The sequence below is a fragment of the Brevibacterium sp. LS14 genome, assembly GCF_012027885.1.
Taxonomy (GTDB): Bacteria; Actinomycetota; Actinomycetes; order Actinomycetales; family Brevibacteriaceae; genus Brevibacterium; species Brevibacterium casei.
Map to the genome: position 1 here is coordinate 135,404 of NZ_SJXG01000047.1, position 13,670 is coordinate 149,073.

A 13,670-nucleotide genomic window follows, 5' to 3' on the forward strand; every position below is an offset into this window, starting at 1 on the left:
CACTTAGCGTCGAGACCACCTGTCACACGGTGCAGTCTCGGCGCGAAGTGGCGGTTTCGACGCGATCCGCTCGACGACGAGCGCAGTGCGGCGACCCCTTGTCGCCGCACTGCGCGCACCCCTCACCGGAAGTTCGGGACGACCTCGTCGATGAAGAGCTGCAGGGACGCCTTCTTCTCCTCGTGGGTGAGAGCGTTGTCCGACCAGAAGCTGTACTCGTCGTAACCGAGGTCCTCGTAGTGCCTGATGCGTTCGGTCACCTCGGCGGGGGTGCCGATCATCGCGGACTTGTGCAGTGACTCGAGTTCGAACTCTGGGCGATCGGCGAATCGCTCCTCCGGCGTCGGGTCGAGGAACCCGTTGACGGGGTCCTTCTTCCCGAACGCCCACGCGGAGAACGTCCGGTAGTACTTGTTGATCCCGGCGGCCCCGACCTTCCAGCCCTCGGGGTCTTCGGGCGAGTGGAGGTAGGTGTGCCGGAGCACCATGATCTCCGGTCGCTTCTCCACCTCGGGGTGGGCGGCGAGCGCGGTCTCGAACTTGTTCATCAGGTCCTCGACCTCACGGTCGTCCTTCATCAGCGGAGTGACCTGGACGTTGCAGCCGTTGGCCACGGCGAAGTCGTGGGTCTCGGGACTGCGTGCGGCCAGCCAGATCGGCGGTGTCGGCTGCTGGACGGGCTTCGGCACGGCGGTCGAGACGGGGAACTGCCAGTGCTTGCCCTCGTGCGCATAGTCGCCCTGGAGCAGGGCCCGCATCGCAGGCACGAGCTCGCGCAGGTACTCGCCGCCGTCAGCCGCCGGCATTCCGCCCGCCATCCGATCGAACTCGAACTGGTAGGCGCCGCGGGCGATGCCCACCTCGGCGCGGCCGCCGCTGATGACGTCGAGGAGCGCGACCTCGCCGGCCGCGCGCAGCGGATGCCAGAACGGGGCGATGATCGTTCCCGAGCCCAAGCGGATCGTCGACGTCTGTGCGGCGAGCGCGGCAAGCTGCTGCATCGGTCCAGGTGAGGCGACGTACTCCATCGAATGGTGCTCGCCGATCCACACTGTCCCGAAACCGCCGGCCTCGGCCAGCTGCACGAGTTCGACGAGGTTCTGCCAGTGCTGCTCGGCGCTGATCGAATCGTCCCAGCGTTCCATGTGGACGAAGAGGGAGAAGCGCATGAGTGGTCCTTTCCTTCGGTTCCGGGTCACCCCGGAACACTGCTCAGTGTGTGTCTGTGTCTGTCGGCCGGTGATCGTGTGCTCCGTGTCCGCGTCCGCCCGGCATCCGCGGATCAGTAGCTCGCTGTCCGCGTCCGGCTCCTCACCCCCGCAATGGCGGGGCAACTCACCCTCAGCCGGCGCTTTCGCGTTCGGCGATCGTCGTGTTCGTGCGCGACCAGAGTTCCTTCTCCACTTCCCGCACGATCACGGTGATGTTCTCGTCGGCGGCGCCTGTGGTCGCAGCGGCGACCTCGTGGACTCCGGCGATGAGGGCCCGCAGCTGTTCGGGCGTGCGACCTCGGCCGATCGAGATGTCGATGAGCGGCATGTCCTCACCTTCCCAGCACGAAGGGGTCGGCGACCGGCCCTTCGTCCGTATTGATCCAGATGCTCTTGAGCCGGGTGTACTCGTGCATCGATTCGATGCTGTGCTCGATGCCGACCCCGGAGTTCTTGAACCCCTGTCGCGGCGACATCGGGGACATGGCCCGGTACATGTTGATCCAGATGGTCCCGGCCTCGAGCCGCTGCGACATCCGCATGCTCCGGGCCAGGTTCGTCGTCCACACGCCGGCGGCCAGTCCGTATTCGGTGTCGTTGGCGAGCGCGAGGACCTCCTCCTCGGTGTCGAAGGGCATGATCGCGGCGACCGGCCCGAAGATCTCCTCCTGGGCGATGCGCATGTCGTTCGTCGTGTCCGTGAGCACGGTGGGCTGGAAGAAGTAGCCGGGCAGATCGACGTCGGGTCGTCCCCCGCCGTAGGCGATCCGTCCGCCCTCTTCAACGCCGATCCCGACGTATTCGCTCACCTTGTTCAGCTGCGCCTCGAAGGCGAGTGGGCCGAGCTCGGTCTCCGGGGCGAGCGGGTCGCCGATGACGATCGAGGCGGCCCGCGCGGTGACCTTCTCGAGCAGTTCGTCGTAGATCCCCCGCTGGGCGAACACCCGTGATCCGGCGATGCACGTCTGCCCTGCGGCGGCGAAGATGCCGGCGATGACGCCCATCGCGGCATTGGAGACGTCGGCGTCGTCGAAGACGATGTTCGGGCTCTTGCCTCCCAGCTCGAGCGTCGATCCGATGAATCGCCCTGCCGCCGAGGCGGCGATCGCTGCCCCGGTCCGCGTCGATCCCGTGAAGGAGATCTTCGCAAGCTTCGGGTTGTCGACGAGCGCCTGTCCCGCCTCGGCGCCGAGACCGGTGACGACGTTGACGACGCCCGCAGGGAAGCCCGCCTCATACGCGAGTTCGGCGAGGCGGAGGATGGTGCGCGAGGTGTACTCGCTCGGCTTGATCACCGTCGTGTTCCCGGCGGCCAGCGCCGGGGCGAGCTTGGACAGGGTCAGCGTCATCGGCGAGTTCCACGGGGTGATGAGCCCGACGACGCCGAGCGCCTCACGCTGGGTGAAGTTGATGACCTCGGGTGAGTTCGTCGGGATCTGCGAACCTTGGACCTTGTCGGCCAGCCCACCGAAGTAGTAGAGGTACTCCGGGAGGCCTTTGAGCTGCCCCGTCATCTCCCGCAGCAGTTTGCCGTTGTCCTGGCTTTCGAGCCGCGCGAGTTCCTCGGCGTTCTCCCCGATGAGGTCGCCGAACCTCCGCAGCAGGTGACCCCGCTGGGTCGGTGTCGTCCGCTGCCATCCGGTGGATTCGAAGGCCGCTGAGGCGGCATCGACGGCCCGTGCGACGTCGGCTTCGGTGCCGCGGGCGAATTCGTAGAGGGTCTCAAGCGTGGCGGGGTTCGTGCTCTCGAGGTAGTCGCCGTCAGCCGGGGCACGGTGCTCACCGGCGATGAAGTGGTCGAGCCTGATCGTCATGTCCGGCTCCTCTCTGTGGTCGATGGCGTCGATGAAGGCGATGTGGACGTGCTGTTCCGGGCCCGGAGGTCGATGAGGTTCTCGAGGCGGTCGGCGAGGTCATCGGGATGGGTGACCGGCAGCATGTGCCTGGCACCGGGCACGATGGCGACCTCGGCATCGGGTATCCGGCGGGCCAGCCGTCGGCTCATCTCCGGTGTCGATCCCGGGTCGAGTTCGCCGGTGATCGCGAGCGCGGGCACGGAGATCTCCGGCAGTCGGGCGGCGATGTCACGGTCCCCGGTGGCGAAGACCGCGTACGCGTGCAGGTAGGAGTCGGGGTCGTTGGCGAGCAGCACGGCGCGCGTCTCCTCCCTCCAGGCGGCTGTCTCCTCGGCCTCGCCCGCGGGAAACCACCGGTCGAGGGCGCGGTCCATGCTGCCGGCGAAGTCCCGCGCCGCACCGTCGAGTCGGGCCTGCACTGCCGCAGCCTCCTCGTCGGTGCGCTCGGCGACCGAACTCACGCACGTGAGGCTGCGGACCCGGCCGGGCTGGTCGACCGTGAGCCGCTGCGCGACGAGCGCACCCAGGGAGAACCCGACGAGGTGCACGGGTCCGGCAGGCAGCCGAATGGCGACGTCGGCAGCCATCTCGGCCAGGGTCGTCGGGGAGGTCAGCGCAGGCTGCTCACCGTGACCTGGCAGGTCGAGCGCAACGGTGGGGCGCCCGAGCCGCTGTTCGACTCGGCCCCACACGCTGCGATCGAGCCCCACCCCGTGCAGCAGCACAACGGGGACGTCATTGTCTTCCCGCATCGCGTCGCCGCCTACTGGTCGGCGGCGAGCGGCGCCAGGCGCTGCTGCGGTCGGCCGCCCGTGGACCCGGCGAGGGCGACGAGGATCTCGTCGGCGTGCGGGGCGTCGGAGACCCTCCACTCGAAGGTCTGGTGGTGCGAGCGGATCGTCGCATCGGTGAAGTGCTTGAGCGGGATGTCGAAGACCGCCCCCGCCTCGGCGCGCTTCTCCACGGCCGGCAGCAGGGTGCTCGCCGAGGCGGCGTCCCGGAAGTGATTGCCGAACTTGAGGGTGTGGATGAGTGCTGAGCCGTGCTCGATCTCTCCGCCCTGACCGACGATCGCCGCCTTGCCGTAGGCTTCGAGGTCACCCCCGAGCGCTTCCATGACGCGGGGGGCGAGCAGGGCGCCGAGTTCGCTGGCGGTGGCGTCGATGCCGGGACCGAGGTCCTCGACGAATCCCTGACCGTGCCACGGGTTCTCGATGACGGCGGCGACGGCGGCGACCCGGATCGGCGGGTCGACGGTGCGTCCGCCTTCGGTGAGGACGTCTTCGACGACGGTGGTGAGCTTGCGGATCTTCATGGGAGGAGTCCTTTCAGGATGTCGGTGGTCACGGTGCCGTCGGTGCGGCGGTCGCCGATCCGCGCGAACGGCCGAGGACCGTTCGCGGCGGCGGCGATCACGCAGATCTCGTCGGGCTGTGGGGCGTCCGGGAGTCGGACGTCGATGGACTGGTAGTGATCCCGCGAGGTGGCGTGGGTCTTGTGCCACATGGGAACGCGGATGCTCGCCGAGGCGGCCGCGCGGCCGTCGGCGAAGCAGAGCACCGAGGTGCCCTCGAGCAGCTCCCGCATGATGTTGCCGAAGAACGGGGTGTGGATGAGGGCTCCGGCGTGCTCGAGCTCCCCGGCCGTGCCGACGACGGCGGCTTTGCCGAAGGCCTCGACCGCTGTCGCAGGTCCGATGGCTGCGAGCAGGCGATCGGTGAGGACCTTCGCGAGGACCGGGGCGATCGCCTCGGTCTCGGGTGCGAGGTCGGCATCGGGTCCGGTGCCGATCCACGGGTTCCTCAGCACGGCCACGGCGGCCGCCTGCACGAGGGGGCGGTCGAGCGGGGTCCCTGCCTCGGCCATGGTCTCCTCACGGTTGAGGGTGAGGGATCGGACGCCGAGGCTGCGGGCGAGGTCGTCGAAGCTCTGCGGACGGGCGTCGGGTTCGGCTGCGGATGCGGCAGTCGGCACAGCTGACTGGGACTGTGCGCTCACCGGTCCTCCTCCTGCTCGGAGAGCTCATGCTGTTCGCTCAGCGACAGGAGCGCAGCTCTGCTCGAGGCGTTGACATGCTCGCGCATGGCGATCTCCGCGCCGAACCAGTCCTTGTTCTCGATCGCCTCGATGACGGAGTGGTGCTCTCCGACCGATTCGCTCAGCCGGCCCGGGCGCTGCACGGCGCGGAGCACGATGCGGTGGTAGGCGAGCTGGTGCATGAGCCGTTCGTAGGTCTCGGCGAGCTTGATGTTGTCGGCGCCGCGGACGAGGGTCGCGTGGAACTCGTGGACGAGCCGCGCGTAGGTGTCGGCGTCCCCGGCGAGCGCGGCCGCATCGGACGCGTCGGCATTGTCCTTGAGCATTGCGAGCTCCGGGATGGCCCCGCGCCGGGCGAAGAGGTTCGCCGCCAGCCCCTCGAGGGATTCCTTGAGCTGGAAGAGCTCGACGATCTCACGTCGCTTGGGTCGCCTGAGGAAGGTGCCGACGCGCGGTCGGATCTCGACGAGGCCTTCGTATTCGAGCTGCTTGAAGGCCTCCCTGATGGGGGTGCGGCTGACGCCGAAGGACTCCGCGAGACTCGATTCGGGAATCATGTCCCCGGGTTCGTAGCCGTCGCTGAGGATGAGCGCCCGCACCCTGTCGAGGAACGACTCGCTGGCCTGAACATCGGAAATCTGTTGCATACAAGAAACGTACTTGCATACATCGACAGATGTCAACAATCTTGACCAATCCCAGTATTCACGGACTTAACCGAATCTATTGACGGATGCATAGCGGTCATTCTATGGTCTCTGGTATGCAACAAACACATGACACCGCCCTGCGGGGTGTGAAGCAGACCATCACCGACGCCTGGCACGCCGTCTGGGACAGCGACGATCTCGACGCCTTCGATTCGCTCGTCACCGACGACTACGTCCGTGTCTCGACGAATTCCGGCCAGGCGAAGGACGCGCAGGCCATCAAGGACGAGATCCGGGAGATCCGTTCGGCCTTCCCCGATCTCACGACGACGATCGACCACATCCTCATCGAAGGCGACGAGGGTGCGATCTACTGGCATTCCGTGGGAACGTTCACCGAGCCGATGGGCGACGTCCCGCCCACGGGTCAGCAGGTGACGACGCACGGTTCGAACCTCATCACCCTGAGGGGGTCGCGGATCGCCCGCGAGGAGGTCACGTGGGACGCCCACGAGCTGCTCGCCGACCTCGGGCTCAAATCCCTGTCGTCGGCCTTCGAGGCCGGCCCCGAGGACGTCGTCACCGATGACCTGTCCGGACGCCCGTCGGCGGACTCGCTCAAAGCGTTCAACCGCCAGTTCATCACGGGCGTGACCGTGGTGACGACGACCGACGACGAGGGCAAACCCCGCGGCCTGGCGGTGAATTCCTACAACTCCGTCTCCCTCGACCCGCCGCTCGTCCTCGTCTGTGTGCAGAAGACCTCGTCGACCTATCCCGCGCTGTTCCGGTCGACGCATATGGGCATCAACATCATGAGCCGCAATCAGCGGGAGACGATCGGCGTCTTCGCTTCGAAGTCGCCCGACAAGTTCGCCACCCTCGACTGGCATGCCGGAGCCAACGGCTCTCCGCTCATCGACGGTTCGGCGGCATCGATCGAGGTCGAGATCAAGGAGCGCTTCCAGGCGCTCACCCACACCGTCTTCATCGGTCGCGTGCGCAGCGCGGAGACCTCCGAGGACTCCCCGATGATCTACAAGGCCGGCAAGTTCTTCGACAGCGAGGACCTCAGCTCACTCGACTGACACCTTCTCACCTCCGGCTCTCCCCTCGAGCCCCGGACTTACCCCGGTCCACCTCATCACAGCCCGACCCATCCCTGCATCAACCGGGCGCCAGAACGATTCACAAGGAAGTGGAGTTCGCCATGCAGTACGAATCCGGTCAGTCCGACGCGGAGGACAGCGCGTCGAGACCACAGCACCGCCACGCTCAGCTGCCCGGCCACGGCATGGATTTCCCCGGCGGCATCTCACCGGCCATGGCCGAGGCGAACGCGCTCCGCCACCGACCGGGGTCGGTGTTCTGGATCTCGATCGCCGGGGTCGCCGCATTCACCCTGTGGGGAGTCCTCTCCCCCGACGGCATGGCCACGACGATGACGAACGCGATGAACTCCGTCGCAGCGAGCGTCGGCTGGACCTACCTCATCGTCCCCCTGGGATGCATCGGCCTCCTCCTCTACCTCGGCTTCGGACGCTTCGGGCGGGTCCGCCTCGGCGCCGAGGACGACCGTCCGGAATTCAGCACGTGGGCCTGGCTGGCGATGATCCTCTCCGCCGTCATGGGCATCGGGCTCATCAGCTACGGCGTGGCCGAACCGATCTCGCACTTCACGACCCCGCCCCACGATCTCGCCGCGCCCGGCACCACCGAGGCCGCCGTCGTCGCGCTGCAGTACTCGTACTTCGACTGGGGTCCGCACGCGTGGGCGGTGTTCGGGGTCTTCGGACTCGCGATCGCCTATTCGACGCACAAGCGCGGGAACACAGGCCTCATCTCTCCGATGCTGCGGCCGCTGTTCGGCAAGGCGATGGGCGGATGGCTCGGCAAGCTCGTCGACATCATGGCCGTCGTCGCCACGCTCTTCGGCACGACCACCTCGCTGGGCCTCGGCGCCTCGCAGATCTCCGAGGGACTCAACCGGGTCTTCGGGATCCCCAACGAGCTCTTCGTCCAGATCATCATCATCCTGGGCATCACCGTCGTCTTCACGCTCTCGGCGCTCTCCGGCGTGAACAAGGGCATCAAGTTCCTCAGTCAGACGACCGCGGTGCTCTCGATTTTCCTCGGCCTCTTCGTCCTCATCGTCGGTCCGACCGGGTTCATCGGCAACCTCTTCTTCCGCGCGACCGGCCAGTACCTCGGCGAGTTCTTCACCATGAGCCTACTCACGCCGCTGACCTCCGACGCCGTCGGCTGGTACCAGTACTGGACGTACTTCATGATGGCGTGGTGGCTGAGCTGGGGCGCGTTCGTCGGGGTCTTCCTCGCGAAGATCTCCAAGGGACGCACCGTGCGGCAGTTCGTCCTCGGCGTCATGGGCGTGCCGAGCCTCGTCTTCTTCGCCTGGTTCACCGTCTTCGGCGGGACCGCGATCAAGATCGACATGGACGGCGGCGGACAGATCGGCAAGGCGGCCGCCGAGAACGTCAACTCCGCGTTCTTCGAAACCCTCGGCAACCTGCCCTGGACGGGACTGACCTCGGTGATCGCGATCATCCTCGTCGTCCTCTACTTCGTCTCCGGAGCCGACGCGAACACCTTCGTCCTCAGCATGCTCACGTCCCGCGGCACGCTTGAGCCCAGCCGCTGGGTGCTCACCGTCTGGGGTGTGCTCACGGGTACGACGGCGATGGTGCTCTTCTTCGCCGGTGGGCTCGCGGCTCTGCAGCAGGCGGCGATGCTCTCGGCGCTGCCGTTCGCGATCATCGTCGCCCTGCTCGGGATCTGCATCGTCAAGACCCTCCACGAGGATCATTCGATGGACGCGTACCGCACGGTCAGGCGCAAGGACCTCCCCGAGGAGTTCGCCACCACCGAGGTGTGAGGCGGGACAGCCTCGCTTCACTGCCCACACTCATCGAGACCGCCACCTAGCGCCGAGACCGCCAGTCACAAGCTGCAGTCTCGGCGCAAAGTGGCGGTCTCGACGCTTCAGCCGGCCTCGTCGGCGAGGCGGGCGAAGGCGAGGTGGGCGAGCGCGGCGGCCTGATCGCCGAGCAGCGCATCGTCGAACTGCACCCTCGGCGAATGGTTCGTCTCGGCATCGGGATCGATGCCCTCAGGGGTGGCGCCGAGGAAGACGAACGCGCCAGGCACCTTCTCGAGCACGAACGAGAAGTCCTCCGAGCCCATGCGCGGATGCTCGAGCACTTCGACCTTCTCCTCCCCGAACATGCCGCGCAGGCGCGAGACGGTCAGCTCCGCCTCGGCGGGGTCGTTGACGGTGACGGGGAAGCCAACCTCGAAGTCGACGGTCGCCGTGCACCGGTGGGCGCGGGCGATGCTCTCGACGATCTCGGGCACGCGCTGCTGGAGGAGGGCGAGCGAGTCGGCGGAGAGGAAGCGGATCGAGGCGGCGAGCTTCGCCTCGTCGGGGATGACGTTCGTCGCCTGCGCGCCCTCGAGCTGGGTGACCGAGACGACGACAGGGTCGAAGATGTCGAACGACCGCGTCGTCATCGTGTTGAGCGCCAGCGCGATCTCGGCGACCGCAGGCACGGGGTCCCGCGTCGACTGCGGCTGCGAACTGTGACCGCCGGCCCCGTGGACGGTGACGTGGAGATCGGCGAACCCGGCCATGAGCGATCCCGGTCGCGTCGCGAACCGGCCCCGTTCGGCGGCCTCGACGTGGATGCCGTAGGCCGCGACCACTGGGACCCCTGCCGCCTCGAGCACGCCTTCGGCGATCATCGGCTCGGCCCCGCCCTCGACCTCCTCGGCGGGCTGGAACATGAAGGTCACCGAGCCTGACAGTTCGTCGCGGTGCGCGGCGAGCAGCTTCGCCGCCCCGACGAGCCCGGCCGTGTGCATGTCGTGCCCGCATGCGTGCATGTTCCCGTTCGTCGACGCGAAGTCGAGCCGGGTCTCCTCGACCACCGGGAGCGCGTCCATGTCCCCGCGCAGCAGCACCGCAGGTCCGGGCTTTCCGCCCTTGAGGACGGCGACCACCGAGGTGAGCGCGCTGCCCGTGCTCACCTCGAGTCCCAGCCCCGCGAGCTCATCGAGCACCTGCGCCTGCGTGAACGGGAGGTCGTAGCCGAGTTCGGGATTGGCATGGAGGATGCGGCGCAGGACGGCGAGGTCGGGCTGGAGGGTTCGCGCTTCGCTGCGGAAATCGGGGATCGTCATGGTCCCGATCCTAGTTCCGTCGATGCCGAGGCCACGTGCGCGTCCATCCCCACCGTCCCCCACCTGTCCGCAGACACCAACCGACCCTCGTGCTCGCCCCGGAATCGGCGTAGCGTGAACGGCACGCACCCACCGTCCGCCCCCACCGCCGGGATCCCGCTCGAAAAGGAGTCCACATCGTGCGCATCATCATCACCCAGAACACCACGCTCGACGGTCGGGTCGAGATGCTCGATGACTGGTTCGATCCGCAGGCCCAGGACGACGAACTCCTCGCCGAGGTGCGCAGCCAGACCGCACGAGAGCAGATCCTCCTCCTCGGGCGACAGACGTTCGAGGACTTCCGCGGCTTCTGGCCCCGGCAGACCGCCGACACCACGGGCATCGCGGCGCAGCTGAACAAGGTCGACAAATGGGTGTTCTCGACGACGATGACCGATCCTGAGTGGGAGAACTCGCGGATCATCGCCGACGACCCGCTGCTCGCCGTCGCCGCACTGCGCGAGCAGCCCGGCCTCGACGCGATCCTCACCGGCAGCATCAGCCTGGCCCACACGCTCATCACCGCCGGCCTCGTCGACGAGTACCGCATGTTCACCTACCCCGTGTGGCAGGGTCGCGGCCGCGGCTTCTTCCCCGGCGGCCACCCGCAGCCCCCGCTCGCCCTCCTCGACTCGCGATCGTTCCGCAGCGGCGTCGTCTACTCCGCCTACACTCCCGCAGGTCAGGTGCCGACAAGCCTCTGATCTCCCCCGCCGAGGCGGTTCCCCAGTTCCCAACTCCCCCGCCGAGGCGGTGCGGAAGTTCCGACCGACCCTCGCCGACTCCCGCTCTACGCGGTGCCGAACATGACCTGTCTACCGTCCGGGTCGGCCACCGTGACGACGACGTCGTCGATCGCGGTCGGGATGATCCCGGCGGCATCGAGCCGGTCGAGGAACGCGGTGCGGTCGTCGATGCGGAAGTAGAGGTGGGTGAGGTTCGACGCGGGAACGGTCGGGTGGGTGTAGTCGGCGAACGCCTCGGCGTCATGGAGGGCGAGCTGGATCCCACCGACCTCGAGGACGTAGTACGTGTACTCGTCATCGCCGGCCGCACTGAGCTCGAGCCCGGCGATGTCGCGGTAGAAGTCCGCCGTGTCCTCGAGTTCGCCGCAGGTGAGGAACACCCCGCGCAGCTTCGCGTCCATGCGCGCAGTCTAGACCCTGCTCAGCCCCGGCTCCCACTGCGCGTTCAGGTTCGACCCCGCGCGCTCAGGCCTTGATGATCCCGAACTGTTAGCGTGGACGGCTGAATCGTTAGGAGTGAGTGTGCAGAGGATCAAACGCTGGGTCGGCGTCGCTATGGCCTTCTCGATCATCGCGGTCGCCGGGTGCAGCGCAGCCGGCAGCGGCGGCAGCCCCGAGGAGACCGCCGGAGCCGAGCAGTCCCAGACCGGTCAGTCCCAGGACGGCAAGCCGAACACCGACAGCATCCCCGAGGTCGTCGCCGAGGTCAACGGCGAGAAGATCACGAAGGACGACTTCGTCCCCCTCTTCGAGACCCAGTACCAGCAGATGATGGTGCAGGCGCAGCAGGCCGGTCAGCCCGTCGACGAGGAGGGGCTGAAGAAGCAGACGGCCGAGAACCTCGTGAGCACGAAGCTGCTCAGCCAGGAAGCCGACAAGCGCGGGATCAAGGCCTCAGATGATGATGTGACGAAGGCCCTCGACGAGGCGGCGGCCTCGAGTCAGATGAGCACGGAGGACTTCCTCGGCGCCATGAAAGACCAGGGCATGGACGAGAAGAAGGTCCATGAGGAGCTGGGCACCCAGTTGAAGATCGAGGATCTCATCGTCGACGAGTTCGGCGAGTTCGAGGTCACCGATGAGGAGATCGGCGCCGCGTACCAGCGGGCGAAGGACCAGCAGGAGCAGATGGCCGCGCAGTCGGGTCAGGAGGCGCCGGTGCCTTCGCTCGAGGAGATGCGACCCCAGCTCGAGGAGCAGGTCAAGGGCGAGAAGTCGACCGAGGCGACGCAGAAGTTCGCGGGCGACCTCCGCGAGAAGGGCGACGTGACGATCAACCTCTGATACCGGCGCCTACGGAATCCGTCGTGACAACCTCACCTGAGGACAACCTCGGTGAGGATGCCCATGCCTGCGCCGATCCCAGGCGTAGTGGACATTTCAACCATCTACTCCACGATCCTCGATTCGGGCGAGTCTGAAGAAAGTCTTTCAGGATCTCGCAAAATCGGTGTGCGCGTTCTAGTCTGTATGGGACCAACGCAACCCGACTTCCCCTCGCCGATGATGGCGACCAGGGCAGCGGCGCTGACCAGAAGGATCCTCATGGCTTCCGTACTCTCCCGTTCGGCGATCATCGCGCCGAAGGACTTCAACCGCTGGCTGATGCCGCCGGCCGCATTGGCCATCCACCTGTGCATTGGCCAGGTCTATGCGTTCAGCGTCTTCAAGATCCCGTTCATGTCCCGCTTCGACGCCGGCGAGGTCTCGATCGGGTGGATCTTCTCGATCGCGATCCTCATGCTCGGCATCTCCTCGGCGATCTTCGGGACCTGGGTGGAGAAGGCCGGCCCCAGGGCTTCGATGGTCGCCGCCGGGTCGTGCTGGGTCGCAGGCTTCCTCATCGCCAGCCTCGGCATCATGACCGGGCAGCTGTGGCTGGTCTACTTCGGCTACGGCTTCGTCGGCGGCATCGGACTGGGCATCGGCTACATCTCGCCCGTCTCGACGCTCATGAAGTGGTTCCCGGACCGGCCGGGACTGGCCACGGGCTTGGCGATCATGGGCTTCGGCGGCGGCGCACTCATCGCCAGCCCGATGTCGAACCAGCTCATGTCCTTCTACGGCGGAGGCACCGAGCCTGCGAACCTCGTCGCGGGTCTGACCCGGACGTTCGTCACCCTGGCCATCGTCTACGCGGTCGTCATCGCCGCCGGTGCCTACGTCATCCGCGTCCCGCACCCGGATTGGAAGCCGGCGAACTTCGACCCGTCGACGGTCAAGGCGAAGCCGCTGCAGACGACCGGCAACGTCTCGGCGAAGAACGCGATCCGCACCCCGCAGTTCTGGCTGCTGTGGATCGTCCTCTTCCTCAACGTCACCGCGGGCATCGGCATCCTCGAGAACGCGGCGCCGATGATCCAGGCCTACTTCGGCATCACCGCGGCCGCTGCTGCCGGCTTCGTCGGACTGCTCTCGATCGGCAATATGGCCGGACGGTTCGTGTGGTCGACGACTTCGGACTACCTCGGGCGGAAGAACAACTACATGATCTACCTCGGCGGCGGGGCGCTGCTCTACCTCGTCGTCGCGCTCTTCGGCGGCGGGTCGATCGTCCTCTTCGTCATCGCGACCCTGTTCATCATCTCGTTCTACGGCGGCGGGTTCGCGACCATCCCGGCCTACCTCAAGGACCTCTTCGGCGTCTATCAGGTCGGGGCGATCCACGGTCGTCTGCTCACCGCATGGTCGGCCGCCGGCGTGGCGGGGCCGCTCATCGTCAACTCGGTCGTCGAGGCCGGTGACAAGGCCGGCAAGACCGGACCCGAGCTCTACACGCCCGGCATGTTCATCATGGTCGGGGCACTCGCCATCGGGTTCGTCGCGAACCTCCTCGTCCGCCCGGTCAAGGACAAGTACCTCGAACCCACCACCGCCGAGGCGGCACCGACGTCCCCGTCGACCGCTGAGAAAGACTGAAGGAAGGACGCA

General features: G+C 67.1%; 14 protein-coding genes. 5 read left to right on the forward strand and 9 right to left on the reverse strand.

From position 1 onward, the window contains the following. Positions 1-122: 122 nt before the first annotated feature. The 7 genes from EZE58_RS08650 to EZE58_RS08680 all read right to left on the reverse strand — a co-directional run bounded on the left by EZE58_RS08650 (position 123) and on the right by EZE58_RS08680 (position 5,751). Entirely contained in the window at positions 123-1,169 is a 1,047-nt protein-coding gene (locus tag EZE58_RS08650; RefSeq protein ID WP_009380156.1) for an LLM class flavin-dependent oxidoreductase, read from the reverse strand. Between the two features lie 172 nt (positions 1,170-1,341). Continuing rightward, on the reverse strand, positions 1,342-1,539 hold the full coding sequence (locus tag EZE58_RS08655) for a tautomerase family protein (RefSeq protein WP_009380157.1): 198 nt from the start codon (positions 1,537-1,539) through the stop codon (positions 1,342-1,344). Between the two features lie 4 nt (positions 1,540-1,543). Next, positions 1,544-3,025, reverse strand: a complete 1,482-nt coding sequence (locus EZE58_RS08660) for an aldehyde dehydrogenase family protein (RefSeq protein ID WP_009380158.1) — start codon at positions 3,023-3,025, stop codon at positions 1,544-1,546. After that, positions 3,022-3,819, reverse strand: coding sequence for an alpha/beta hydrolase (locus EZE58_RS08665; RefSeq protein WP_040342254.1), 798 nt, complete (start codon positions 3,817-3,819; stop codon positions 3,022-3,024). The genes EZE58_RS08660 and EZE58_RS08665 overlap by 4 nt, the downstream gene beginning before the upstream one ends. Positions 3,820-3,830: 11 nt before the next feature. Further along, complete coding sequence (locus EZE58_RS08670) at positions 3,831-4,382, reverse strand: amino acid synthesis family protein (protein ID WP_009380160.1); 552 nt, start codon at positions 4,380-4,382, stop codon at positions 3,831-3,833. Then, complete coding sequence (locus tag EZE58_RS08675) at positions 4,379-5,065, reverse strand: amino acid synthesis family protein (protein WP_009380161.1); 687 nt, start codon at positions 5,063-5,065, stop codon at positions 4,379-4,381. The genes EZE58_RS08670 and EZE58_RS08675 overlap by 4 nt, the downstream gene beginning before the upstream one ends. Beyond that, positions 5,062-5,751, reverse strand: coding sequence for a GntR family transcriptional regulator (locus tag EZE58_RS08680; RefSeq protein WP_009380163.1), 690 nt, complete (start codon positions 5,749-5,751; stop codon positions 5,062-5,064). Before EZE58_RS08680 ends, EZE58_RS08675 begins: the two co-directional genes overlap by 4 nt. A 116-nt stretch (positions 5,752-5,867) precedes the next feature. Here EZE58_RS08680 and EZE58_RS08685 point away from each other — a divergent pair, with 116 nt between their 5' ends. Then, entirely contained in the window at positions 5,868-6,842 is a 975-nt protein-coding gene (locus tag EZE58_RS08685; protein ID WP_051995598.1) for a flavin reductase, read from the forward strand. 122 nt (positions 6,843-6,964) lie between these two features. Continuing rightward, a complete protein-coding gene (locus EZE58_RS08690) occupies positions 6,965-8,647 on the forward strand; it encodes a BCCT family transporter (RefSeq protein ID WP_100227522.1) in 1,683 nt (560 codons plus the stop codon). Between the two features lie 107 nt (positions 8,648-8,754). Here EZE58_RS08690 and EZE58_RS08695 read toward each other — a convergent pair whose 3' ends face one another. Continuing rightward, entirely contained in the window at positions 8,755-9,951 is a 1,197-nt protein-coding gene (locus EZE58_RS08695; protein WP_167560290.1) for a M20 family metallopeptidase, read from the reverse strand. Between the two features lie 179 nt (positions 9,952-10,130). On the opposite strand from EZE58_RS08695, the gene EZE58_RS08700 reads away from it, so the two are divergent. Next, complete coding sequence (locus EZE58_RS08700) at positions 10,131-10,697, forward strand: dihydrofolate reductase family protein (protein ID WP_009380172.1); 567 nt, start codon at positions 10,131-10,133, stop codon at positions 10,695-10,697. An 86-nt stretch (positions 10,698-10,783) separates the two neighbouring features. Here the strand turns inward: EZE58_RS08700 and EZE58_RS08705 are convergent, their stop codons facing one another. After that, positions 10,784-11,140, reverse strand: coding sequence for a VOC family protein (locus tag EZE58_RS08705; protein ID WP_009380173.1), 357 nt, complete (start codon positions 11,138-11,140; stop codon positions 10,784-10,786). Between the two features lie 121 nt (positions 11,141-11,261). Here EZE58_RS08705 and EZE58_RS08710 point away from each other — a divergent pair, with 121 nt between their 5' ends. After that, positions 11,262-12,023: a SurA N-terminal domain-containing protein gene (locus EZE58_RS08710; protein ID WP_009380174.1), complete on the forward strand. Its 762-nt coding sequence runs from the start codon at positions 11,262-11,264 to the stop codon at positions 12,021-12,023. A 261-nt stretch (positions 12,024-12,284) separates the two neighbouring features. Next, positions 12,285-13,658 carry an OFA family MFS transporter gene (locus EZE58_RS08715; protein WP_167560292.1) on the forward strand — a complete coding sequence of 458 codons (1,374 nt, stop codon included), beginning with the start codon at positions 12,285-12,287 and terminating at the stop codon, positions 13,656-13,658. The last annotated feature ends 12 nt before the right edge of the window (positions 13,659-13,670 follow it).